The sequence below is a fragment of the Candidatus Acidulodesulfobacterium ferriphilum genome (assembly GCA_004195035.1).
Classification (GTDB): Bacteria; SZUA-79; SZUA-79; order Acidulodesulfobacterales; family Acidulodesulfobacteraceae; genus Acidulodesulfobacterium; species Acidulodesulfobacterium ferriphilum.
In genome coordinates this window covers 20,162-45,212 of sequence record SGBD01000001.1, presented here as the reverse complement: position 1 = coordinate 45,212, position 25,051 = coordinate 20,162, and the positions used below count along the sequence as shown (strand labels likewise).

At 39.7% G+C, this 25,051-nt stretch carries 24 protein-coding genes; all 24 read left to right on the top strand.

Going from position 1 to position 25,051, the window contains the following annotated elements; translation table 11 throughout:
• Window positions 1–3 precede the first annotated feature (3 nt).
• The 24 genes from argF to EVJ47_00110 all read left to right on the top strand — a co-directional run bounded on the left by argF (window position 4) and on the right by EVJ47_00110 (window position 25,042).
• The gene (gene argF / locus EVJ47_00225; protein ID RZD14750.1) at window positions 4–963 is read left to right on the top strand and encodes an ornithine carbamoyltransferase; all 960 of its coding nucleotides are present in this window, start codon (window positions 4–6) and stop codon (window positions 961–963) included.
• 31 nt (window positions 964–994) lie between these two features.
• On the top strand, window positions 995–2,185 hold the full coding sequence (locus EVJ47_00220; GenBank protein RZD15521.1) for an argininosuccinate synthase: 1,191 nt from the start codon (window positions 995–997) through the stop codon (window positions 2,183–2,185).
• Between the two features lie 261 nt (window positions 2,186–2,446).
• A complete protein-coding gene (argH, locus tag EVJ47_00215; GenBank protein RZD14749.1) occupies window positions 2,447–3,913 on the top strand; it encodes an argininosuccinate lyase in 1,467 nt (488 codons plus the stop codon).
• Complete coding sequence (locus EVJ47_00210; GenBank protein ID RZD14748.1) at window positions 3,861–4,367, top strand: hypothetical protein; 507 nt, start codon at window positions 3,861–3,863, stop codon at window positions 4,365–4,367. The genes argH and EVJ47_00210 overlap by 53 nt, the downstream gene beginning before the upstream one ends.
• A gap of 144 nt (window positions 4,368–4,511) precedes the next feature.
• Window positions 4,512–5,555, top strand: a complete 1,044-nt coding sequence (locus EVJ47_00205) for a hypothetical protein (protein RZD14747.1) — start codon at window positions 4,512–4,514, stop codon at window positions 5,553–5,555.
• Between the two features lie 7 nt (window positions 5,556–5,562).
• Window positions 5,563–6,645, top strand: coding sequence for an NAD(P)/FAD-dependent oxidoreductase (locus EVJ47_00200; protein RZD14746.1), 1,083 nt, complete (start codon window positions 5,563–5,565; stop codon window positions 6,643–6,645).
• A gap of 156 nt (window positions 6,646–6,801) precedes the next feature.
• Window positions 6,802–7,314 (top strand): hypothetical protein, encoded by a 513-nt coding sequence (locus EVJ47_00195; GenBank protein ID RZD14745.1) that lies wholly within the window; start codon window positions 6,802–6,804, stop codon window positions 7,312–7,314.
• A complete protein-coding gene (gene radA / locus EVJ47_00190; GenBank protein ID RZD14744.1) occupies window positions 7,307–8,662 on the top strand; it encodes a DNA repair protein RadA in 1,356 nt (451 codons plus the stop codon). Before EVJ47_00195 ends, radA begins: the two co-directional genes overlap by 8 nt.
• Window positions 8,663–8,781: 119 nt before the next feature.
• Window positions 8,782–9,708 carry a polyprenyl synthetase family protein gene (locus EVJ47_00185; GenBank protein RZD15520.1) on the top strand — a complete coding sequence of 309 codons (927 nt, stop codon included), beginning with the start codon at window positions 8,782–8,784 and terminating at the stop codon, window positions 9,706–9,708.
• Between the two features lie 121 nt (window positions 9,709–9,829).
• On the top strand, window positions 9,830–11,080 hold the full coding sequence (lysA, locus tag EVJ47_00180) for a diaminopimelate decarboxylase (protein RZD14743.1): 1,251 nt from the start codon (window positions 9,830–9,832) through the stop codon (window positions 11,078–11,080).
• 45 nt (window positions 11,081–11,125) lie between these two features.
• Window positions 11,126–12,001, top strand: a complete 876-nt coding sequence (locus tag EVJ47_00175) for a 4-hydroxy-tetrahydrodipicolinate synthase (protein ID RZD14742.1) — start codon at window positions 11,126–11,128, stop codon at window positions 11,999–12,001.
• A gap of 33 nt (window positions 12,002–12,034) precedes the next feature.
• Window positions 12,035–12,880 (top strand): 4-hydroxy-tetrahydrodipicolinate reductase, encoded by an 846-nt coding sequence (locus EVJ47_00170; protein RZD14741.1) that lies wholly within the window; start codon window positions 12,035–12,037, stop codon window positions 12,878–12,880.
• Complete coding sequence (locus tag EVJ47_00165) at window positions 12,873–14,666, top strand: CTP synthase (protein ID RZD14740.1); 1,794 nt, start codon at window positions 12,873–12,875, stop codon at window positions 14,664–14,666. Before EVJ47_00170 ends, EVJ47_00165 begins: the two co-directional genes overlap by 8 nt.
• Window positions 14,667–14,678: 12 nt before the next feature.
• Window positions 14,679–15,518, top strand: coding sequence for a 3-deoxy-8-phosphooctulonate synthase (locus EVJ47_00160; protein ID RZD14739.1), 840 nt, complete (start codon window positions 14,679–14,681; stop codon window positions 15,516–15,518).
• A 274-nt stretch (window positions 15,519–15,792) separates the two neighbouring features.
• On the top strand, window positions 15,793–16,776 hold the full coding sequence (locus tag EVJ47_00155; protein RZD14738.1) for a KpsF/GutQ family sugar-phosphate isomerase: 984 nt from the start codon (window positions 15,793–15,795) through the stop codon (window positions 16,774–16,776).
• 21 nt (window positions 16,777–16,797) lie between these two features.
• Window positions 16,798–17,322 (top strand): HAD-IIIA family hydrolase, encoded by a 525-nt coding sequence (locus EVJ47_00150; GenBank protein RZD14737.1) that lies wholly within the window; start codon window positions 16,798–16,800, stop codon window positions 17,320–17,322.
• Window positions 17,312–17,893, top strand: coding sequence for an LPS export ABC transporter periplasmic protein LptC (lptC, locus tag EVJ47_00145; GenBank protein RZD14736.1), 582 nt, complete (start codon window positions 17,312–17,314; stop codon window positions 17,891–17,893). Before EVJ47_00150 ends, lptC begins: the two co-directional genes overlap by 11 nt.
• Complete coding sequence (locus tag EVJ47_00140; protein ID RZD14735.1) at window positions 17,893–18,492, top strand: hypothetical protein; 600 nt, start codon at window positions 17,893–17,895, stop codon at window positions 18,490–18,492. The genes lptC and EVJ47_00140 overlap by 1 nt, the downstream gene beginning before the upstream one ends.
• 16 nt (window positions 18,493–18,508) lie before the next feature.
• Complete coding sequence (gene lptB, locus EVJ47_00135) at window positions 18,509–19,231, top strand: LPS export ABC transporter ATP-binding protein (GenBank protein RZD14734.1); 723 nt, start codon at window positions 18,509–18,511, stop codon at window positions 19,229–19,231.
• Between the two features lie 59 nt (window positions 19,232–19,290).
• The gene (gene rpoN / locus EVJ47_00130) at window positions 19,291–20,967 is read left to right on the top strand and encodes an RNA polymerase sigma-54 factor (GenBank protein ID RZD14733.1); all 1,677 of its coding nucleotides are present in this window, start codon (window positions 19,291–19,293) and stop codon (window positions 20,965–20,967) included.
• A gap of 22 nt (window positions 20,968–20,989) precedes the next feature.
• A complete protein-coding gene (gene raiA, locus EVJ47_00125) occupies window positions 20,990–21,523 on the top strand; it encodes a ribosome-associated translation inhibitor RaiA (protein RZD14732.1) in 534 nt (177 codons plus the stop codon).
• Between the two features lie 4 nt (window positions 21,524–21,527).
• Complete coding sequence (gene rapZ / locus EVJ47_00120) at window positions 21,528–22,445, top strand: RNase adapter RapZ (protein RZD14731.1); 918 nt, start codon at window positions 21,528–21,530, stop codon at window positions 22,443–22,445.
• Between the two features lie 120 nt (window positions 22,446–22,565).
• Window positions 22,566–23,759 (top strand): methionine adenosyltransferase, encoded by a 1,194-nt coding sequence (locus EVJ47_00115; protein RZD14730.1) that lies wholly within the window; start codon window positions 22,566–22,568, stop codon window positions 23,757–23,759.
• A gap of 29 nt (window positions 23,760–23,788) precedes the next feature.
• A complete protein-coding gene (locus EVJ47_00110) occupies window positions 23,789–25,042 on the top strand; it encodes an adenosylhomocysteinase (protein RZD14729.1) in 1,254 nt (417 codons plus the stop codon).
• Window positions 25,043–25,051 lie beyond the last annotated feature (9 nt).

Here is a 25,051-nt window from a genome sequence, read left to right as displayed (position 1 = left end):
ATTATGAATTCCGTACGAAATTTTTTGTCCGTTTATGATTTAACCGCGGGTGAAATGTATGATATTCTTTCGAGGGCCGCTCTTTTAAAAGCGGATAGAACCCTTGGCGGCGGTTATCTTAAAGGCAAAAAAATAGGGCTTATATTCGAAAAGTCTTCCACAAGAACGAGGGTATCTTTTGAGGTTGGAGTGGCGGAGCTGGGCGGGTATCCGATTTTTATGTCGCCCAGAGACATGCAGTTGGGCAGGGGCGAGCCTATAAAAGATACGGCGCGCGTCTTAAGCAGGTATATAGACGGAGCTGTTATAAGAACATTCGAGCAGGCAAGAATAGAGGAATTTGCCGTGTATTTCAAAAAGCCCGTGATTAACGGTCTTACCGATTTATATCACCCCGCCCAGATTTTAGCCGATATATTCACCGTTTATGAGGCGAAAAGCAAAATGCGGAATAATACGAAGAAAGCGGCGGATGCCGTTGCGGGAGATGCCGGAGACATTATTAAAAATCTTAAAATAGCGTACTTCGGCGATGCAAACAATATGGCAAATTCGTGGATCAGCCTTCAGGCCGTTATGGGTTTCGAGCTTGTTTTGGCAATGCCTGACGGATTTAAGGCGGATGAAAGGGTTGCAAGAGAATCCGGAAAAAGGGGCGGAAGGTTTTCCGTTTCACATGATAAAATCAGCGCGGCTGAGGATGCCGATGTTATTACTACCGATGTTTTTATCAGTATGGGACAGGAAGATAACAAAGAAAAAATCGATAAGCTTAAGCCGTTCATTATCGATGACGGGGTTATCGGGAGCGCTAAAAAGGATGTTATATTTCTTCATTGCCTGCCTGTCCATAGAAACGAAGAGGTTACCGAAGCCGTATTCGAAAGGTTTTCGCCGTATGTATTCGAAGAGGCGGAAAACAGGCTTCATGTGCAAAAGGCAATAATGGAGATGCTTTTTTAAATTTAACGGGAGAAAAATATTTATTATGGCTATGGCAAAAGATAAGATTGTTTTGGCTTACTCGGGAGGACTCGATACCTCGGTTATACTTAAATGGCTTATCAATACTTATAAAGCCGATGTTATCGCCTATTGCTGCGATGTGGGACAAAAAGAAGACCTGAATGCCGTAAAAGAAAAGGCTTTGAAGACCGGCGCCGCCGGAGCGATAGTTGAAGATATGAAAGAGGAATTTGCAGGGAACTACATTTTTCCGGCGCTAAGAGGCAACGCTCTTTATGAGGGCGCGTACCTGCTGGGAACCGCCATTGCAAGACCGCTGATAGCAAAGAGGCAGATAGAAATTGCCTCTGAAGCCGGCGCAAACTATGTGGCTCACGGGGCCACGGGAAAGGGAAACGACCAGGTCAGATTCGAGCTTGCCTATAGCGCAATCAATCCGGGCATTAAGGTAATTGCCCCGTGGAGGACATGGGAAATATCGTCAAGGGCGGAACTTGTCAGATATGCGGAAGATAACGGTATTGCGGTTCCCGTTACAAAAGAAAAACCTTATTCGAGCGATAAAAATCTTTTTCATATAAGTTATGAAGGGGGCATACTCGAAGATTTGGAAAACGCCCCCGATGAATCTATGTTTGAAATTACAGTTTCTCCTCAAAAGGCTCAGGATGTTCCCGAAGCGGTGGATATTGCCTATGAGGATGGCAATCCCGTATCGTTAAACGGAAAAGATTTAACGCCGGCAGGGATTATCGAAGGGCTGAATTTAATCGCCGGCAGAAATGGCATAGGAAGAGCGGATATTGTCGAGACGAGGATTACGGGTATGAAGTCGAGGGGCGTTTATGAAACGCCTGCCGGAACCGTCTTGAGTTTTGCCCACAGGCTTTTAGAATCTATTACTTTAACGGGCGAGGAGATCGAACTTAAAGACAGCCTTGTTCCCAAATACTCAAAGTTAATATACGAAGGCAGCTGGTTCAGCCCCGAATTTAACGCCGTTCAGGCGTTGATAGACCGCACCCAGAAATCGGTTTCCGGGCATATCGGGATAGAATTATACAAAGGAAATATGAAGGTTTTATACAGAAAATCGGGTAAAAGCCTCTATTCAAAAAATATCGTTACATTCGAAGACGACAAAGGTGCGTATTCGCAAAGCGATGCGACGGGGTTTATTAATTTGAAATCATTGCGGTATAAACTCAGGTCAAGATAAGTGGAAAAGGGGACAGATTTAAATCTGTCCCCAAAACTGGATTACCGCTTTCGCGGTAATGACAATATGGTAATTTAACTTTAAACTGGATTACCGCTTTCGCGGTAATGACAATATGGTAATTTAACTTTAAACTGGATTACCGCTTTCGCGGTAATGACACCCTTTGGGTTAAAACCTCAATCCCCATATAGTCATTCCCGCGTAGGCGGGAATCCAGAAAATAAATTTATAATGCAGTATTAATGTTAATAAAAAAATATGGTTTCAAAGAAAAAACAGGCGCGGGTAAAACGGGTAAAAGAAAAAGAAAGCGCCGCCGCCGATAATTTTATCAGAGGGCGCTTTAAGGATGATATTTCGGGGATTACGGCAGATTTTACCTCTTCATTGGACATCGATAAAAGGCTTGCAGATTTTGACATAGCAGGAAGCATTGCCCATCTTTACGCATTAAGAAAGGCGGGAGTCGTGAGCGAAAAAGAAAAGAAAGAGATAGAAAAATCCCTGTTAAAAATAAAAGAAGACATTAAAACCGGCGCTTTTAAATTTGACAAAAGATACGAAGATATACATATGAACATAGAAAAACGATTAACCCTGCTTGCTCCCGTTTCGGGAGCCAAACTCCATACCGCAAGGTCAAGAAACGATCAGGTTTCGATTGATTTCAGGCTGTATGTAAAAAATGAAATTAAAAAAGTTGCCCTGCTATCGTTAGATTTAAGATTGGAACTTGTAAATATTGCCAAGAATCATATAGATACTATTCTTCCCGGATATACGCATCTTCAGCATGCCCAGCCCGTGTCGTTAGCCCATCATATTCTGGCTTACTATGAGATGTTTGCTAAAGATTTCGAGAGATTAATAAATTGTTATGCCGCGGCAGATGTTCTTACGCTCGGCAGCGGCGCCCTTGCAGGCGTCGATTTTGAAATAGACAGACAGTTAGAGGCAAAGATGCTAGGGTTTGCAAAGATTTCAAGAAACAGCATGGACAGCGTTTCTGACAGGGATTTTGCCCTTGAGTTTAATTTTGCCCTTTCAATGATTATGATGCATCTTTCGAGGTTTTGCGAAGAGTTGATAATATGGAACAGCGAAGAATTTGGATTTATAGAGTTAAAGGACGAATTTACGACAGGTTCAAGCATTATGCCCCAGAAGAAAAATCCCGATGTTCTGGAACTTATAAGAGGAAAGACCGGGGGCGTCATATCGAACCTTTTATCCCTGTTTATAATGATGAAGGCTTTGCCGTTAACATACAACAGGGATATGCAGGAGGATAAAAAGCCCGTTATGGAAAGCGCGGATACCGTTTATAATTCCATTTTAATTTTTAAGGAGATTATAAAAACGGTTAAATTTAATGCAAAAAATATGCGCTCAAAGTTGGACGATGATTTTATTTATGCTACCGATATTGCGACATACCTTGTAAAAAAGGGCATCCCTTTTAGAAAATCCCATGAAATAGTCGGGCGGATAGTAAATTATGCCAAAGAAAATAAAAAAACATTATCAAAACTCAAGGTCGAGGAATACAAGAAAATATGCGGCGGCATTGAGAATGATATATTTGAGGTATTTAATCCGTTAGCCTCCGTCAATTTAAAAAAATCTTACGGCGGAACTGCTTTAAACAGGGTTAAATCTATTATAAACGATTATGAAGAAGAAATCGAAAGAAATAAAAAATCACTGGAGAGGCTTGAGCAGTAAAATAATTTTATTCATCCCTTTATTAATTCTAATCTTTGCCGCTTTCTCCCTTTCCCTTTTTTTATCCGGATGCGCCAAAACTGCCTATCCTAATCCCCCGATTATAACGCCTCCCCCGCTTCCGAAAGTTTTATCGGCAGGGAAGCTCAAAAACAGCATTAGTATTATATATGAATACAGCCATAGTTTAAACGGGATAAAGGGATTTTTAATTTATGAAAAATGGTATAAAAACAAAAAGAAGGTAAAGTTTTCATGTAATTCGTCCACGCTTATCGCTTTTCAAAATTTGCTTTTTGCAAAAAAATTTAGCTTGCAATATAATAAGTTTTTTTATAATGTAAATAAAAAAGATTTGAAAACCGGCTATTATATTTTTTGCGTCCGCAGCGAAGATAATTTTGGAATAAAGTCGGGATTTTCAAATTATATAGCCGTTCATATAGTAATATAAAAATGGTAAATTGTTCCAATCCGCTTCAGCGATATTATTGTCCAAGAGTTTATCAAAGCATGTCTTCGATACGGATAGAAATGATGCAGGATAAAGTATTAATTAATTCTAATTTCAGATAGTAATCGTTTTGGAGGCGCTTATATGGCTTTATTCAAAGAAAAACTTAATAAAATATTCTTTTTATTAAGCATAATCATAATTGTAATACTTGCCGTTTTGCTGTTTCAAAAAAGGTTCGGGCTTTATTTTAAAAAGGTTCCCTATTCTATAAAATTGGTTCGCGTTATAGGGGGGAAGTCCAACCTTAAGGGTCCTGCCGGTGTTTTTTTCGGAGCTAAGAATAACCTGTATGTCGTCGATTCAGGCAATTCAAGAATAATAAAATTTAATCTGGGCGGAAATTATCTGCGCCAATGGGGCATCGAGGGTAAGACGACGGGCGAGTTTATGGTTCCTTTATACGGATGCTCTTACGGGAATCCCGAAAGAATTTTTATAGTCGATTCGGGAAATTCAAGAATTCAGATTTTTAAGCCGAATGGAAGTTTTATTTCGGAATTCGGAAAAACCTCAAATTCCAAAAGATTATTAATAGAACCGACATTTTTGGGTTTTGCGTATAATAGAATTTATGTCGCAAACTCCGGGGCTAACGATATACTTATTTATTTAAAAAACGGTCAGTTTTACGAAAGGAAAAAAAATCTAAAATTAACTAATGCCGGCGGTTCGGCAAAAACCGGAAAGCAAAACAGCGGGAAAGGCAAAATAAACCTTGGCAATGTAGCATTTAAAAAACCTGTAAGCATGGCTTTTTCCCGGAAATATATTTATGTATCGGATTACAGCCTGTCTAAAATACTTGTTTTTAACAGGCAGTTTGATTATATAGGCTCAATCGGCACGCCGGGGGATAACGGTTACAAGCTTTATCATCCCGTGGGCATTGTTTATAAAAACGGGTATCTTTATGTAGCAAATTACGGAAGAAGCATCATAACGGTTTTTAAGTTAGTTAACGGCTATAATGTCGTAAAATCTTACAATTTCGGCACCCCCGGGGCGGGGAGCAGGAACTTTAACCACGAATCGAATATTTCCATATCTAAAAACGGCAAGTATATGGCGGTAGCCGACACCAACAACGATAACATATTAATATATCGGATATTCGGGGCAGATTGATTCATATATGCGAACGGCGGCCGCGATAATAGGCGCGGGTCCAGCGGGGGCCTCGTGCGCGTATTCCCTGTCCCTTAAGGGGATAGAAAATGTTTTAATCGATAAAAGAAAAATCATCGGTTTCCCCGTTCAATGCGCGGAGCTTGTCAGCCGCAATATAAATCAATTCGTTAATTTAGCCGAAATTCCTTCCGCTGTAAACCAAAAAGTTAGCTTTATGGACATCGATACGGGCAAAAATATTTACAGGTCCGAAGGGAAGGGCTATATATTAAATCGGGAAGTTTTTGACGGCTATATTGTCAAATCGGCGGTCAAGGCGGGAACTAACTTAGTTAAACAGACAAACATCCTGAAAATTAACGCTGATGAAAATAAGATAACCGGCTTGCGCATCGCGGATAATAAGCCTATAGAAATTAATTACGATTATTTGATTATAGCAGCCGGTCCCAAAAATAGCTTTGATTTACGCGGTAATTTTAAACAGAGGCTTAAAAATAAGTCTTATATTTTCGCGACGCAGGTAAGGGCGGATATTTTAAAAGAGGAAGGACTTGATTCTACTATTTGTTATTTCAGGTCATATATACCTTACGGTTACGGCTGGGTTTTTCCGAAAGGCAGATTTGCAAATGTCGGCATAGGTATCGAAAAGCCAAGGGTCGATATGCCCCTTTCAAGTTCTCTTAATAATTTTCTTAACGAAATAAGAAATAAAGGACTTATCGGTTCCAATATTTATGGAAAAACATCCGGTCTTGTTCCCGTATCCGGCTTAAATGATTTATATTCCGGCAATATCGCGTTGTGCGGCGATGCCGCAGGCTTGACGCATCCAATTACCGGAGCGGGTATCGTAAGCGCAGTAATTTCAGGGAATTTATTGGGGGGTTATGTAGCGGAAAGTTTAAAAACATCAAAAAATTTATTAGAGGAATACAAGGAAGAGATAGAATCCATTTTTAAAACCCCCCTGTCAACCGCTTCAAAAAAGCGGTCGGAATTTTATCCCCGAATGACAGACGCGGATAATATAGACAAATTAATTAAGCGCCTGTGGCCTTCGTTCGAGGAGTATTACGAATAAAAACCCGCGATTTTTATTAAAAACTTGTTTTATGCTTATTAATAGGATAAAATAGACTAATGAATTCCTTGAGATACACCGGGTATTTCTTAATATCCGTCCGCAAATAATTTTAAAAGTTAAATTAAAAAGTAAAAAGGAAAGGTACCGTTTATAATGACGATGCAGCTCAGGGATTGGGTGAATACTTCGGACAGGCAGCATAAAAAAGCATTGAAAATCGGCATATTTTCCGACAAGGATAGCTTTTTCTTTAAAGAAAAGGTCGGGATTTACCTCGATACAAAATGGACAAGCCTTTACGACTTAGGGCCTTCAAGGATAGAACAGCATAAAGACATATTCAGGATGGCTTTTAAACTGGGGGAAGCGATAAAAACGGGGAAGCTGGAGTTTGGAATTGCCTTGCTTAAAAACAATCATGCCGCCGTTACGGTTTTGCTGAATAAATTCAAAAATGTAAGAGCCGTCTTTGCCGTAGATGACGAAACTATCGTCAACTCGAGAAAAGAATTTAACGCTAATGTGATAGTGGTCAAAAATAATGATGTTACCATAGACACAAAAAACTGCGAAAGAGAGATTAATATTTTTCTTTCAACCGATTTTACAGAACAGAATCAAACCGTGCTGGATTTTATTGCTAACGCAGAAAACATAAATGTATAAGTGTAAGAATTGCGGCGCCGCTTCTATAAAATGGGTCGGAAAATGCCCCGAGTGCCAGAGCTATAACACGATGGAGATCGCCCTCCCCGAGGCAAAATCAACCAAAACCGTCAGGTTATACGATAAGCCCCCGGAAAATTCTCCCGTAACTCCGATAGAGGCAGAAAGTTCAAAGGCTTTATCCCGAATTAAAACAGGAATAAACGAGTTCGATGTTTCCGTCGGCTCAGGTTTGGTTAACGGTCAAAGCGTACTGATAGGCGGCGATCCAGGAATAGGCAAATCCACCCTTATGCTTCAGATTTCAAACAGGCTTGCTTCTCCCGGTTCAGGTTTAAAGATATTATATATTTCCACCGAAGAATCATTAAACCAGCTTCTTTTGAGGGCAAAAAGGCTCGGGCTTACTTCGGGCAATCTGTTTTTATTATCCCTTAACGATATAAACGAGATATTATATACCGTTAATAACGGGGATTACGATTTTATAATTATAGATTCCATTCAAAGGGTTACGATGCCGGACTCCGAAACCGCCTACGGAAGCCCTAATTCTTTAAGAGAAATCGCCCACGAGATAACATCCGCTTGTCTTAAAAAAAATTGCGGGGTATTTTTTGTGGGACATGTTACCAAAGAGGGTAATTTTGCCGGACCAAAAACTCTGGAACATATAGTAGATACCGTTTTATACTTTGATTCGAGCAAAAAGGATTCTTACCGCATATTAAGGTGTTATAAGAATAGATTTGGTTCCACCGATGAAATCGGCGTTTACGAAATGTCCGAAAACGGCCTGGCAGGAGTAAAAAATCCATCGGCATATTTTATAGAGGAAAGGCAGGCCGGTTCCCCGGGTTCCGTCGTAACGGCATGTATGGAGGGGACGCGGTCTTTGCTTGTGGAGGTTCAGGCCCTTGTCGTTCAATCGTATATGCCTGTTCCAAAAAGGGTCTGTCTGGGAATAGACGGCGGAAGGGTTTCTATTATAGCGGCGGTTTTAGAAAAAAAAGAAGGAATTAAGCTTTCATCCAAAGAAATTTATGTTAAAATATTTGGAGGGATAACTATTCAAGAGCCGGGGATAGATTTGCCGATCGCGGTTTCCGTTATTTCAAGCTACTTAGAAAAGCCTATACCCCCTGATTTTATAGCATTTGGAGAGATCGGTCTTACCGGCGAGGTCAGGGGGGTTATGAATCCGTCTGCCCGCGTTAAAGAGGCCGTTAATTTAGGTTTTTCTAATATCATACTTCCCGAATCCAATTTAAAAGATATAAAAGGTATTAAGGGAATAAATTTTCACCCTGTTTCGAAACTAAAAAAAATCATTGAATATTTAAGTTAACTGACATAAAATAATACAATTTAGGTAATAAAAAAATAAAGGGCATAATTAATTAAAAACTTTAACAGAGATTTAAATTGCAGAATATTTCCTTTGATTATATAGAAGATGAACTAAAAATGGTCGAAAGCCAGTTCGAAACTCATCTTGCTACCGAAACGCCGCTGATTCAAAGGGTTGCAAAATATGTGATTTCAAGCGGCGGAAAGAGGATACGCCCTATACTCCTCCTTGTATCTTCAAAAATTTGCGGATATAAAGGCGATGACCATATTCCTTTAGCCGCAGTTATCGAATTTATCCATACGGCTACGCTTCTTCACGACGATGTTGTCGATAACGCCCCGTTAAGACGGGGAAAGTCATCCGCAAATACGGTTTTTGGAAATGAAGCTTCGGTGCTTGTAGGCGATTATTTATTCGCAAAGTCTTTTAAGGTACTTTCAAGCTTAGATAATATGGATGTTATAAAGGCTTATTCTATTGCCGTTACGCTTATGGCCGAGGGCGAAGTGAAAGAGCTTGTTAAAACCGCCGATATTAAAACGACGGAGGATGATTATCTCGATATAATTATAAAGAAAACAGCCGTGCTTTTTGCCTGCGCATCGCAAATAGGCGCAATAATTTCCCTGAAAACCGATGAATACGGTCAAAATCTTTACGATTACGGTTTAAACATCGGCATTGCGTTCCAGCTTATGGACGATGCCCTTGATTATACTTCAAACGAAGAATTCGGCAAGTTTATAGGCAATGATTTAAAGGAGGGCAAGCTCACCCTTCCGCTCATCCATACCATGGAAAGATGCCTTAATAGCGAGAAAGATATCGTTTCCGAAATTATTTATAAGAAAAAACTTACGAACGCAGACCTTCAAGCTGTTTTAAAACTTGTAAAAAGCTATGACTCGATAGATTACACTATATCAAAAGCAAAGGCGGCCGTTTTGAAAGCAAAAGAAAATTTAAATGTTTTTCCAGATTCGGAACACAAAAGAAATTTAACGGATATAGCAAATTACATAATAGAAAGGAAATTATAACTTATGTGTCATTCCCGCGCAGGCGGGAATCCAGATAAAGAATAGAAAGGAAATTATAACTTATGTGTCATTCCCGCGCAGGCGGGAATCCAGATAAAGAATAGAAAGGAAATTATAACTTATGAACGATTTTATCTTTAAAGAAAACGAATTATACTGCGAAGATGTTCCCGTCAAGCATATTTCGGCCGAGGTCGGGACCCCTTTTTATTTATATTCGCTTGCAACATTAAAAAGGCACATAAGCGCCTTTGACGAAAGTTCAAAAGTATTAAATTCTATTGTTTGTTATAGCGTAAAGGCAAATTCGAACATTGCTATTCTTAATTTTTTATTTAAAATGGGTTGGGGAGCGGATATTGTTTCTGGTGGAGAGCTTTTCAGGGCAATTCAAGCAGGGGTCGATAAACAAAAAGTGGTATATTCGGGCGTCGGTAAAACGGAAAGCGAGATTGAATTTGCTCTTAAGTCGGATATATTAATGTTTAATGTCGAATCCTTGCCCGAATTATTTTTGATAGATAAAATTGCGGGGGATTTGGGCAAAAAAGCGCGGATTTCTTTTAGAATTAATCCTAATGTCGATCCAAAAACCCATCCCTATATTTCTACGGGGCTTAAAAAAAATAAGTTTGGAATAAGCATAAAACATGCCGTTTCCATCTATGAACAATCTAAAGAATTAAAAAATGTGGATGTGGTCGGACTTGATTGTCATATCGGGTCGCAATTAACGGAAATTTCCCCGTTTAATGACGCCGTGCTAATAATTAAGAATTTACTTTTACAGCTTACCGCAATCGGCTTTGACATAAAATATTTAGATTTAGGCGGCGGACTCGGCATTACATATGAAAATGAAATGCCCCCGCATCCTTCTACCTATATGAATTCCATAAAAAATATTTTGGGAGATTATAAAGGAAAGGTTATATTTGAGCCAGGAAGAGTGGTTGCGGGAAATAGCGGCATATTTGTTACAAAAGTTATATATAATAAAGACACGGGCAGTAAAAATTTTGTTATAGTTGATGGCGGCATGAATGATTTGATAAGACCCGCATTGTATGAGGCATATCACGAGATTGTTCCTGTAGTTAAAAGAAGCGGGGCAAGGATAAGAGCCGATGTAGTCGGTCCTATTTGCGAGTCTGCCGATTTTCTCGGCAAAGACAGGCTTCTAAGCCATGTTCAGGAAGGAGATTTGCTTGCGGTGTACAGCGCGGGCGCTTACGGATTTTCGATGTCTTCCAATTATAATTCAAGACCCAGAGTACCCGAGATTCTGGTAGATAAAGATAAATATTGCATTATAAGAAAAAGGGAAACATACGACGATTTAATTGCAGGGGAATTTATACCTGAATGGTGAAAAAGGTGTTATATAATTTTATAATTAATTATTACGGGAGTTTGTATGTTTAAGGGTGTGTTTACGGCCATTGTTACGCCTTTTAACGGCGGCAATATCGATGAAAAAGCTCTTGAAAAATTGATAGAATTTCAGATAGAAAACGGAGTTTCAGGCATTGTTGCATGTGGAAGCACGGGCGAATCCGCGACCCTTTCTTTCGAGGAGCATATCGCCGTTATAAGATTGACATCGGAAATTGTCAACAAAAGGGTTAAGGTTATTGCAGGAACAGGTTCCAATAACACTGCCGAAGCAATCCATCTTGCTAAAGAAGCCGAAAAGTTTAAAATAGACGGGCATTTGCAAATTACCCCGTACTATAACAAGCCTACGCAGGACGGATTATATTTTCATTTTAGAGCCGTAGCGCAAAACTGTTCGCTGCCGGTAATCCTTTACAATGTTCCATCAAGGACTGCGGTTAATTTGCTTCCCGAAACCGTGATAAGGCTTTTTGAGATAGATAACATAAAAGGCATTAAAGAGGCAAGCGGTTCTTTAGACCAGGTTGCAGCTATTTTAAGAAAGGCTCCAGAGGATTTTTGCGTATTGTCGGGAGATGATGCCCTTACATTGCCGGTAATCGCCGTCGGGGGACACGGGGTTATTTCCACGGTTTCAAATGTTGCGCCGAAGGATATGGCTTCTATGACCGAATACGCTTTAAAAGGGGATTATAAACCTGCAAGGAAAATTAACTTTAAACTCCTCCCGTTAATTCACGCCATGTTTATCGAAACAAATCCGATTCCCGTTAAAAAGGCTTTAAATATTATGGGCTTTATCGAAAACGAAATAAGGCTTCCTTTATCGGAAGCCTCAGGGTCCGCCATAGAAAAGATTAGGGTTGCTTTAAAAGAATATGGTATATTAAGATAAGGATTAAGGAAAAATAACAGGTTTTTAAAAAAAATGGAAAAAATAGGCATAATAGTATGCGGGAGCAACGGCAGAATGGGCCGCTCCATAACCCTTCTCTTAAATGATTACAGCCGGTTAGTATTTATAGGAGGGGTCGATTCGGGTTATTCGGGTGAAGAGGTTACATCCCTCGCTTTTTCAGACATGGAAGATTTAGAGTTTAAGAGGACTTCCGCGGGAAAGTTCCCTACCTTAAAGGAAGCCCTTCATCTTACGGCAAAGATTAAAAACAAGGTTATAATCGATTTTACATCCAAAAGCGCGTCGCTTGTCCATGCCGAGGAAGCTATGCTTTATAATACTCCGATAGTTATAGGCTCGACCGGTTTTTCGGATGAAGACGCCAATATAATAAAGGGGTACGGCAGGCATATTCCCGTGGTTTTATCGGGAAATATGAGCCTCGGCATCAATGTTTTGCTTAATATAGTCTATGACGCATCAAAATATTTGGGCGAAGGTTACGATTGCGAGATAGTAGAAACGCATCATAGGAAGAAAAAGGATGCCCCGAGCGGAACGGCCAAAATGCTTGCCGAATCCGTTGCCAAACAAAGAAATATCGATTTAAACGAAAGGGGCGTGTACGGCAGGTGCGGCGATGTGGGAGAAAGGGAGAAAGACGAAATCGGCATTTTATCGGTCAGGGCTGGGGATATAATCGGGGAACATAAGGTTATATTTGCCGGGAACGAAGAGGTTATAGAGATTACGCATAAGGCTGTTTCAAGGGATAATTTTGCGAGAGGGGCGATAAAAGCGGCCGTTTGGCTTAGCGAAAAAAATAAGGGATTTTATGATATGAGAGATGTGCTGGGGCTGAATAAACATGAATAAAACAAAGTATATTTTTATCACGGGCGGCGTTGTTTCAAGTTTGGGAAAGGGCATTGCCGCCGCATCCATAGGCGCGCTTCTCGAAGCAAGGGGACTTAATATTACCATGCAGAAACTTGACCCTTATATCAATGTTGACCCCGGAACCATGAATCCTTTTCAGCACGGAGAGGTTTTTGTGACGGATGACGGCGCCGAAACTGACCTTGATTTAGGGCATTACGAAAGATTTACATCGCTTTCGCTCACAAAAAAGAATAATTTAACAAGCGGCCAAGTTTACGATGCGGTAATAAACAATGAAAGAAAAGGGATATATCTGGGCAAAACGGTTCAGGTGATACCCCATATAACCGACGAAATAAAAAAGAAAATAATAGAGGTTTCCGAAAACAAAGATGTGGCCATTATAGAAATCGGCGGAACCGTCGGCGACATCGAAAGCCTTCCATTTTTGGAGGCTATCAGGCAGTTTAAGCTTGACAGGGGGAAAGACAATGTTTTGTACATTCATTTAACGCTTGTGCCGTATATTAAAACGGCCGATGAGCTGAAAACAAAGCCGACCCAGCATTCCGTGAAAGAACTCAGGGCTATCGGCATAGAGCCTTCCATTATAATTTGCAGGGCGGACAGGGTTCTTCCTCAGGATATCAGGGCAAAAATCGCCCTGTTTTGCAATGTAGAAGAAGGCGCCGTTATTACTGCAAAAGATGAAGAAAGTATTTATAATGTTCCGTTATCGCTCCATAACGAAGGATTGGATTCTAAAATAATAGAATATCTTAATATTTGGGCTAAATCTCCGGACTTAACCGAATGGAATAAAATATCGAAGATATTAAAGAATTTGAAAAGTTCCGTTACTATCGGAGTAGTCGGAAAATATGTAAATTTAAAAGAGTCTTATAAAAGCTTAAATGAAAGCCTTATACACGGGGGGCTGGCAAATAATGTCAATGTCGATATAAAATATATTAATTCCGAAGATTTTGAAGCGGACGATTACGGAGAAAAACTCAAAGAACTTGCAGATTGTTCGGGCATACTGGTTCCGGGCGGCTTCGGTTCCCGCGGAATCAATGGAATGATAAGGGTAATTAATTATGCCAGGATTAATAAAATTCCTTATTTCGGAATATGTCTGGGTATGCAGCTTTTGACCGTTGAATATGCCAGGAATGTTTTAATGCTTGACGATGCAAATTCCGTCGAATTTAACGATGCCGCCCGAAACCCGGTAATCCACCTTATGGAAGGGCAAAAGAGCCTCGGTAAAATGGGCGGGACTATGAGGCTCGGGGCATATCCATGCATAATATCCAAAAATACCCTTGCTTATCATATTTATATTAAAAATAATAAAAAACAGATGTTAAACCAAAAGAACTATGCTAAATTATATCAGAACGGCAGCCTTTTAATCAGCGAAAGACACAGGCACAGGTTTGAATTTAATAACGATTACAGGGAAATATTCAAATCTTCGGGTTTTATTTTCTCGGGCGTTTCACCCGACGATAGGCTTGTGGAAATTTGCGAGTTAAAAGACCACCCGTGGTTTATCGGATGCCAGTTCCATCCCGAATTTAAATCATCGCCGTTATCGCCGCACCCCTTATTTAAAGACTTTGTTTTAGCTTCCGTTAAATATTTAAACCTGCACGGCAAGTTAAAGGCGCAGTCTAAAATAGAAAAAGTTTCCGCCATTAAAAAAGGCAAAATACGCAAATCCGGGTCTAAATCCAGAGTTATTCCGGCGGCTAAAAAAGGGGCAAAGGTTTAATCTCCGAAATATATGGAAAATTTAAATGTCTTCACTAAAGATGATTTAAAGTCGCTGTTGGACTTTAAATTCGATAATGTTTATCCCTTTATTATCGCGGGACCGTGCGTTATCGAGGATTTTAAAACCCTTGACGGGATTGCTTCCGTTTTGAAGGATTATTCGGAAGAACTTAAATTTAATTTGATATTTAAGGCATCTTACGATAAAGCTAACAGGACATCGGTTCATTCTTTCCGCGGCCCCGGCATAGATAAGGGGCTTGAAATGCTTTTAGAGATTAAAAGGATATACGATATACCCGTATTGAGCGATGTTCACAGCGTCAGCGACATCGAAAAAGCTAAAGATGTTCTCGATGTAATTCAGATACCCGCTTTTTTGTCAAGACAAACGGATATTTTGCTCGAGGCGGCAAAAACGGGCAAGATAGTAAATGTTAAGAAGGGGCAGTTTTTGGCTCCGGGGGATACAAAACATATTGTCGAAAAGATTAGGTCTGCCGGAAACGATAAAATTATTTTAACGGAAAGAGGCGTCAGTTTCGGCTATAATAATCTTGTCGTAGATTTCAGGGCATTGCAGATAATGAAAGAATTTGGAGCGCTTGTCGTTTTCGACGCGACTCACAGCGTGCAGCTTCCCGGCGGTTCCGGTTCCAGCTCTTCCGGCGAAAGAAAATATGTTATGCCGCTTGCGAGGGCGGCTTCCGCGGTGGGGGTTGACGGTATTTTTTTTGAGGTTCACCCGGACCCGCCGCGGGCTTTAAGCGATTCGGCAAATTCCGTGTATCTATCGTCTTTTAAAAATGATTTAAAAAATGTTCTCGAAATATCTAAATACGGCATATAATATAATAATAATTAAAAATATTAAAGGGGTCTATTAACCCAAATCCCGATTTAGAAACTACTTTAGGTATTCCAAAGCGAAGCAATACTGGATTCCTGCCTGCGCAGGAATGACACCCGACGGGTGAAACGCTGAATCCTCTCAAAGTCATTCCCGCGTGGGCGGGAAAGTTTCTTTGAAACTTCACGAGTGCCGTAAGGCACGAGAGCGAAGCGATAATCCAGAAAATAAATTTCTAAATCCCGATTTGGGTTAATAGACAAAGCAGGAAAAAATGGAAGAGTTAAATATTCTGGAAGCGGCCCGCGATGTTTTAAAGATAGAGGCCGACTCGATAACGGCGCTGATAGACAGGCTTGACGATAATTTTGCGGAGATGGTCGATTTGCTCATTGGCATTAAGGGGAAGGTAATTCTCACAGGCATAGGCAAATCGGGGATTATAGCCAGAAAAATATCTTCGACTCTGGCAAGCACGGGCACCCCGTCCTTTTTTATGCACCCAGCGGAGGCTTCCCACGGCGATTTAGGAATGATTGGCAGGGATGACGCCATTATCGTATTATCCAACAGCGGCAACACGAAAGAAATTATATCCATACTTCCAAGCATAAAACTTATAGGAGCCAAGATTATCGGGTTTTCTGGAAACAAAAACTCTCAGCTTTATGAGCTGTCGGACTATTTTTTTGATGTTTCCGTAGAAAAAGAGGCTTGCCCGTTCAATATTGCCCCGACCGCAAGCACAACGGCTCAGCTTGCCATAGGCGACGCCCTTGCAGTCTCATTGTTAAAAAGGAGAAATTTTCTCGAAGAGGATTTTGCGAGGCTTCACCCCGGAGGTTCGATAGGAAAGAAATTTTTAAAAGTTTCGGACATAATGCATAAGGAAAAGGAAATTCCGGTTATAAAAGAATCGGCTTTGTTAAACGAAGCGATTATAGAAATGAACTCAAAAAGGCTGGGGTTAACAGGGGTTGTCGATGAAAATTATTGCCTTTGCGGAATTATAGTGGACGGGGATTTAAGAAGAGCCCTGCTCGCTTCCGCGGAAAATATATTTAATAAACCCGTTAAGGATATTATGACGGCAAATCCTAAGACGGTGGTCGGAGACACTCTTGCGGTCAGCGCTTTAAAGAAAATGGAGGATTTAAAGATTACATCGCTTTTTGTCGTAGAATCTTTAGATAATCCTAAGCCCGTAGGGGTTATACATATACACGATATAGTAAAGGCCGGCGTATCCGGTTATTAACTGCGGCAAAACGGCGGGGGTATGAATTTAGATTTCAGCGAGATTAAAATTCTTGTTTTCGATGTGGACGGCGTATTGACGGACGGAAAGATACACATATCGGAGTCCGGGGTTGAAACCAAAACATTTTTTGCCCATGACGGAGCGGGAATAAGGCTTGCAAAAAAAATGGGGCTTAAAGTGGGCTTTATCTCAGCGAGGACAAGCAATGCCGCCGTTATCAGGGTGAAAGAACTGGGCGTAGATTTCTATATAGAAGGATGCAAGGATAAGTTAAACTCTTTAAAAAAGGTTCTAAAAGACTATAATCTTGATTTTAAAAATTTGTTTTATATGGGCGACGATATAGTCGATATTGAACTTTTAAATATAGCGGGCATTTCGGCATCGGTTCCGGATGCCCCTAAATATGTGCGGGATTATGCCGATTTTGTTACGGAAAAAAGCGGCGGTTGCGGCGCGGTAAGAGAAGTTTGCGACATTATTCTTGAAAAAAAAGGGCTTTTATTTAATTTTTTAAACGATTTAAATAAAAATGGGTCTTAAGGCAATTAATCAGCAAATTTTAAAAAAAATAGCCCTTGTTCTCGGCGTCATGTTTCTTTTAGTGCTTGCTTTTTTTTTAATTCTTCACTATATAAATATTAAAAAAGGATTGTTAAATTTAAGTATATCTAAAGGATATATAACTTTAAAGACGGTAGATTATAAATTTTTTAAAAATGGTACGCTCGCTTACGAAATATTTTCGAAAAGTTTAAATTATTATTCCCCGAAAAAGAATATAATTAAACTGGAAGACGTAAAAGCCTACATTTACGGAAAAAATAAAAAGCCCGCGTATATTATAACGGGAAGACACGGGCGTTTAAACGCCGTTTCCAAAAATGTTACCGTTTCGGGCGGCGTCATAATAAAAGATATTAAGGGGTCGTCCATGAAAACAAAGTTAATATACTATGTTGCAAAGGATGATAAAATTGTCGCCCCGGGTTATATGAGGATTAAAGGTAAAAATTACGACATTTCGGGGAGCGGATTAATTTTTTATATTAAAAAAAGGATTTTTATTTTAAACAAAGATGTTCATTTCATATCCGGCGGGGGAAGAATGTAATGCGAATAAATCCAATAAATACAGATAATAAAAGGCGGCATCTGTTCTTTTTCATCATACCGATTTTAATGTACTGTGTTTTTGCTGCTCCTAAAAACGGATTTGGATTAAAATCCGAGGCGGCCGCCGCTTTAAATAAACCGGCTGAACCCTCCAAAATCAATATAACGGCGGATTCCCTCGTGGTTAATAATAAAAGCAAGACGGCGGTATTCTCCGGTCATGTTATAGCTATTAAAGGCAATCTTAAAATTTTATCCGCTATATTGCATGTTTTATATACGAAAAAAAATAAAATAAAGACGCTTATTGCAACCGGAAATGTCCATATTATCAAAGGAAAAGACAATATTACGGGGGGAAATGCCGTTTATTACGAAAAATCGGGGATTGCGATAATTACACAAAATCCCGTAGCATACGAAGGCAAAAATAAAATAGTCGGGGAGAAAATAACTATTAACTTTAAAACGGGTATTTCGACGGTTTTCGGCGGACATACGAAAAGGGTTAATGCCACGGTGTATTCCAATAAATCTTTAACGATTCAACCTTCAAAGAACTTAAAAAAAGCAAAAAATAAAAACAATAATAAATAATAATAATTAACGGCTAATGATTAGAACGGTCAATTTAGTAAAAAGATTTAAAAAAAGGGCTGTGGTAAACGATATCAGTTTAGAAATTAAAACAGGGGAAATCACAGGTCTTTTGGGTCCGAACGGCGCGGGCAAAACTACCACATTCAATATGATTTCCGGGATGCTGAGGCCAAACAGCGGTTCCATATTTTTAGACGATGCCGATATTACCAGGATGCCGATGTATAAGAGAGCCAGATTAGGTATAGGATATTTGCCTCAGGAAACATCCGTTTTTAGAAAACTTACGACCGAACAAAACTTATTAGCCATTTTTGAATTATTAAAAATATCCGATAAGGAAAAAGAAAAAAGGCTCAACGAATTAATAGAAAAATTCGGTCTTGAAAGGGTCAGGAAGTCTTCGGTTATGAGTTTATCGGGCGGCGAAAGAAGAAGGGTAGAAGTTGCCCGCTCGCTGATTTCTTCCCCCAAATTTATTCTCTTAGATGAACCGTTTTCCGGAATAGATCCCATTGCGGTTGAGGATATGCAGGATATACTTACCAATTTAAAAAACGAATCCATAGGCATATTGATAACGGACCATAATGTCAGGGAAGCCCTTAGAATATGCAATAGCGCCTACATAATTAACGACGGCAAAATTATAGAAAACGGTAAACCTTCGCATATTATCTCGAGCAGCGTTGTAAAGAGATTTTTCCTCGGAGAGAAATTTAATATAGGCATCTGAATAATACTTCAATTAATATTGCATCCCAATCCGTATTACCTGTTTTATAATTATCCATAATGATATATAATATATATAAAAGATGGATTTATAGTCTGTCAATCCGCAGACCTTTACGGCGGGCAATAAGGCGTTTTAATTTTTATATTAATTTTAAGGACGATTTAAGTTTAGATATGGGCAATATCGAATTAAGGCAAAATTTGAAATTAACGCAGCAATTAGTTATGACTCCGCGTCTTCAGCTTGCGATAAAAATGCTGGCGTTAAACAATATCGAGCTTTCGGATATGATAAAGCAGGAAATATCCGAAAATCCTATTATCGATATCGATTCCGCCGTTTTTACGGGAGAAGCCAAAAAAGAGGCCCTGCTCGAAAATGTTAAGAATCAGGTAAAAGATGAAGGCAACAAATCTAATGGCGATGCCGCTTTAGACGATGCGCCGTCAAACGATGCATCGTTTGACGGCGCATCCTTTCGGCAAGACTCATATGCGGCCAAAGAGCTGGCGGATTATTTAGTGAATTATAATGAACAGTTTCTTGATTTATCTAAAGATAACGGCGGCGGCTATAAGTACGGCGACAAGAACTATATAATCGAAAATAGTTTTTATAGCGTGAACACATTATATGAATCCATAATGGAGCAGGTAAGAACGGGCAATTTTTCTTCTCAAGAGGTTAAAATTTCCGAGTATATTGCGGGCAACTTAGATTCAAACGGCTTTCTGGCTATTTCAAGGCAGGAGCTTGCCGATTATGCATCCCGCAATATATTTAAAAAAAAAGATGGCGGGGATGCGGACATAAATAAATTTATAGATTCTGTCTTAACTAAGATAGGCAGGCTTGAGCCCGTGGGTTTAGCGGCTTTTGATACCGTATCGAGTTTATTGATTCAGGCAGATTACCATTTTAAAGACGATTATTTGCTTAAAATTATAATCAAAAATTATTTAAAGGATGTTGCAAATAAAAATTATCAAAAGATTTCTAAAGAAACGGGAAAGAATACGCAATGCGTATTGGACTGCGTTGAAAGGCTTAAAAGGCTTAATCCGAGACCTGCGGCTAATTTCGGTCAGGCAGAAACAAGATTTATAGTGCCCGACCTGTATTTAAAAAAAATTAAAGGAAAATATGTTGTTTTTATGGACGACGATTATATTCCGCAGATTAAAATCAATTCTTACTACAAAAAGGTGCTTAGCGGAGAAATAGTAGTGAGTCCCGATATGAAAAATTATGTCGAAGACAGGTTTAAATCGGCTTCATGGTTAGTTAAAAGCATCAACACCCGAAAGGAAACGATTCTAAAAATAGCGGAATTAATAGTCAACAAGCAGGCCGATTATTTTGATAACGGGATGGGAAATTTGAAACATTTAATATTAAAAGATATTGCCGCCGAGTTGAATATTCACGAATCAACGGTTTCAAGGGCAACTTCCAACAAATATTTAAGCACGCATTTGGGTGTTTTTGAACTTAAGAGTTTTTTCTCCAGCGCTTCTTACGGGGATTCATCATCGGAAAATGTAATGGCAAGGATAAAAAAGATTATAGCCCGGGAAAATGATATCGGGAGGGTTTATCATGATAATGAAATAACTGATTTGCTGAAAGGGGACGGAATCGTTATCGCCCGCAGGACAATAGCCAAGTATAGGGAAATTATGAATATCCCCCCATCGAGCCAGAGAAATAAGTTAATTAAAAGCGTGAAATAAATATAATAAATTAATCAAGGAGATGACGCAAATGAACATAGCCGTTACATTTAAACATATCGGTTCGAGCGATGCCATAAGGCAGTATGCAGAGTCAAAGGTCTTAAAACTGGAAAAGTATTTGAATAATATCATGGAGGCGCATATAACCCTTAGCATGGAACGCGTCGAACATAAGGAGTCGGGTATCGCGCAGATTAAATTAACTGCGAAGAATCTGACTATTAATGCCGAAGAAAAATCATCCGATATTTACAGCGCCATCGATTTACTGATGGAAAAGGTCGAGGCCCAGATTAAAAAACACAAAGAAAAAAACAGAAGAAAAGATTATGAAGATAAGGCTCTTACCGGCGCAGAGGAGGAGGAAAATATTCCAAATATAGAAATAAGGCAGGATTATGAAAAATATCCCCTCGGCATCGAAGAGGCGGTGCAAAAACTTAAAAAAAGAAACGAAGATTTTATAATTTTTAAAGATAAAGTGTCTTCAAAAATATCTTTTATTTTTAAAGGCGAAGACGGAAATTTTTCCCTGATTGCGCCGGATTTATAATAATATGGAAGAGAATAAAAGAGAGTTGCAAAGCAACTTGATTAGTATAGCGGACGGCGAAGCGGCCAAGCCGAATATTATTTTAATCAGCGGAATTTCTGGTTCGGGAAAATCATCCGCATTAAAAATACTTGAGGATAAAGGCTTTTTTTGCGTCGATAATATGCCGATGATGCTGCTTCCAAAATTTTTTGAATTAGGATTATCGGCAAAATTAAAAAACATACTTTTTATTGTCGATATAAGGGAAAAGAGTTTCTTAAACGAATTCGAAGATTATGTTAAATTTTTAAGATTACAATCCTCGTTTTTTAAATACATATTTCTTGAAGCAAGAGACGAAGCCGTTATAAAAAGATATTCCGAAACAAGGAGAAAGCATCCGCTGCCCGCGGACGATATTACTATTGCGGTCAGAGAAGAAAGGCAGCTTCTTAAAAATATTAAACTCCACGCCGATGTGGTTTTGGATACCACCGATGTCAATATTCACGAATTAGACGGCATTTTATTGCCCCATATAGGGGACATAATATATAACCCGACATTTTCGGTAAAAATACTGTCTTTTGGCTTTAAATACGGCTTGCCGCTGGAAGCGGACACAATTTTTGATGCAAGATTTCTTCCAAACCCATTTTTTGTTCCGCTATTAAAAGACCTTACAGGCTTTAACAGGGAAGTCAGGGAATATATGCTGTCCTTTAATGAGTCAAATGATTTTATAGAACATATAGTAGGTTTTTTAAAATTCAGTCTTCCTCTTTACAGGAAAGAAAGCAAATCCTATTTCACGGTCGGGATAGGTTGTACCGGCGGAGTTCATAGGTCAGTATTTATTGCCGAGGAGCTTAAAAATAAGCTGGGCAATGTAAACGACGAATACGGCATATCTTACTACCATAGAGATGTTAATAAATAAGGCAAAACTTTTAAATTGACACCGCCCGTAAGGTTATTATATTATAATCCTATATTTTTTGAAAAAAGTTAAAAAATGTTTTTCAAAGAGATTTTTAATTTTTAAAGAAAGGTGAGTAAAATGAATTTTAAAAATGGAAGTTTTATTTTTACATCCGAATCTGTGACCGAAGGCCACCCGGATAAAATTTGCGATAAAATATCCGATTCTATACTTGATGCTTTTATAGCACAGGATAAGCGTTCAAAAGTAGCATTGGAAACGATGGTCACGACAGGCCTTGTCATAATAGCGGGCGAGGTTACTTCTAACGGCGTCGTAAACTATCAGGATTTAATAAGAAGCGTAATAAAAGAAATAGGATATGACGATTCTTCTATGGGGTTTGATTATAAAAGCTGCGGGATAATTACGACCGTGGGCAAACAATCTTCCGATATAAGAATGGGCGTGGAAAGAGATAAGGAAGAGGACCAGGGGGCAGGGGATCAGGGGCTTATGTTTGGTTATGCCACATCGGAAACCCCTGATTTTATGCCCGCTCCGATTTATTATGCGCATAAACTTTCTAAAAGGCTTGCCGATGTCAGAAAAAGCAAGGTTTTGGATTTTATAAGACCCGACGGAAAAACCCAGGTGTCCGTTAAATACGAAAATAACGAAGTTTCTAAAATTACCTCCGTCGTCCTTTCGACTCAGCACGCCGAGTCGGTTTCTCAGGAAAGGCTTAAAGATGCCGTTACCGAAGAGGTAATTAAAAAAGTGCTGCCGGCCGAACTTCTGGATAATAATACAAAATTTTTTATAAATCCCACCGGCCGTTTTGTTATCGGCGGTCCGCACGGCGATACGGGGCTTACGGGAAGGAAAATCATAGTCGATACTTACGGCGGAATGGGAAGGCACGGCGGCGGGGCTTTTTCGGGAAAAGACCCATCCAAGGTTGATAGAAGCGGGTCATACATGGCAAGGTTTATCGCCAAAAATGTCGTTGCAAGCGGACTCGCCGAAAAGTGCGAGGTTCAGGTTGCCTATGCGATAGGCGTAGCCGAACCGATTTCGATTATGGCAAATACTTTCGGCACGGGAATATACAGCGATGAAGTTATCTCGAATGCCGTATGCAATGTGTTTGACTTAAGACCTTATAATTTGGTAAAAACGCTTGACCTTTTAAGGCCTATTTTTGCTAAAACCTCTAATTATGGTCATTTTGGCAGACCCGACGATGATTTTACTTGGGAAAAACTTGTTAAAATTCACGAACTTAAGGAAGCGGCTCATAATTTAAGCAGGACTAAATCGTTTGTTTAATTATTTTAATTATATTAATACGCGGGGGTATAATGGCGGATATAAAGGATATTAAGCTTGCAAAACAGGGTAAAGAGAGAATTTTATGGGCCGGGCAGGATATGCCGGTTTTGTCGCTGATAAAAGAACAGTTTGCCGAAAAAAAGCCGTTCAAGGGTTTAAATATGGGGTTATGCCTTCATGTTACGGCAGAAACGGCTAATCTTGCCAGAACATTGCAGGCCGGCGGAGCCGAAGTTTACCTGTGTGCTTCCAACCCTCTTTCGACTCAGGACGATGTCGCTGCCTCGTTAGTTAAAGATTTCGGCATAGATGTTTATGCCATTAAAGGAGAAGACTCAAAAACTTACTATGAACACATAGACAGTGTTTTAGGCGCCAAACCGAATGTTACCCTCGATGACGGAGCAGACCTTATATCCGTTATACATAAGAAATATAAAAAATTAATTAAAAATATAAAAGCCTCCATGGAAGAAACGACCACGGGGGTAATAAGGCTTCGCTCTATGGAAGCGGCGGGGGAACTTAAAATACCGGTTATAGCGGTAAACGATGCCGATGCCAAACATCTTTTCGACAACAGGTACGGGACGGGGCAGTCAACCATAGACGGCATTATCAGGGCGACGGATATGCTGCTTGCGGGCAAGAACTTTGTGGTAATGGGTTATGGCTGGTGCGGAAAAGGGCTTGCGTCAAGGGCAAGAGGTATCGGCTCCAATGTTATTGTTACGGAGATTGACCCCGTTAAGGCTTTAGAAGCCATAATGGACGGATTCAGGGTAATGAAAGGAACGGATGCCGCCAAGGTCGGGGATATTTTTTGCACCGTCACGGGCGATATAAATGTTATAAACGCCGAACACTTTGAAAATATGAAAGACGGCGCCATTGTGTCAAATTCCGGTCATTTCGATGTCGAAATCAATATAAATAAGCTTAAAAAAATGGCAAAGTCGGTAAAAAAGGTAAAGGATTTTGTCGAGGAATACAGGCTTAAAGACGGCAAAAGGATATATTTATTGGCCGAAGGCAGGCTTATCAACCTTGCAAGCGCCCACGGGCATCCGGCAAGCGTTATGGATATGAGTTTTTCCGTTCAGGCTCTTTCGGCGGAGTTTGCCGTTTTGGGAAAAAATATGTCCCCGAGGGTTTATAATGTTCCTAAGGAAATAGATGAAAGGATCGCGTCCTTAAAATTAAAATCGATGGGCATCGAGATAGACACCCTTACGGACGAACAGATTAATTACTTGAAGTCATGGCAGGAAGGGACATGAGAATAAAAT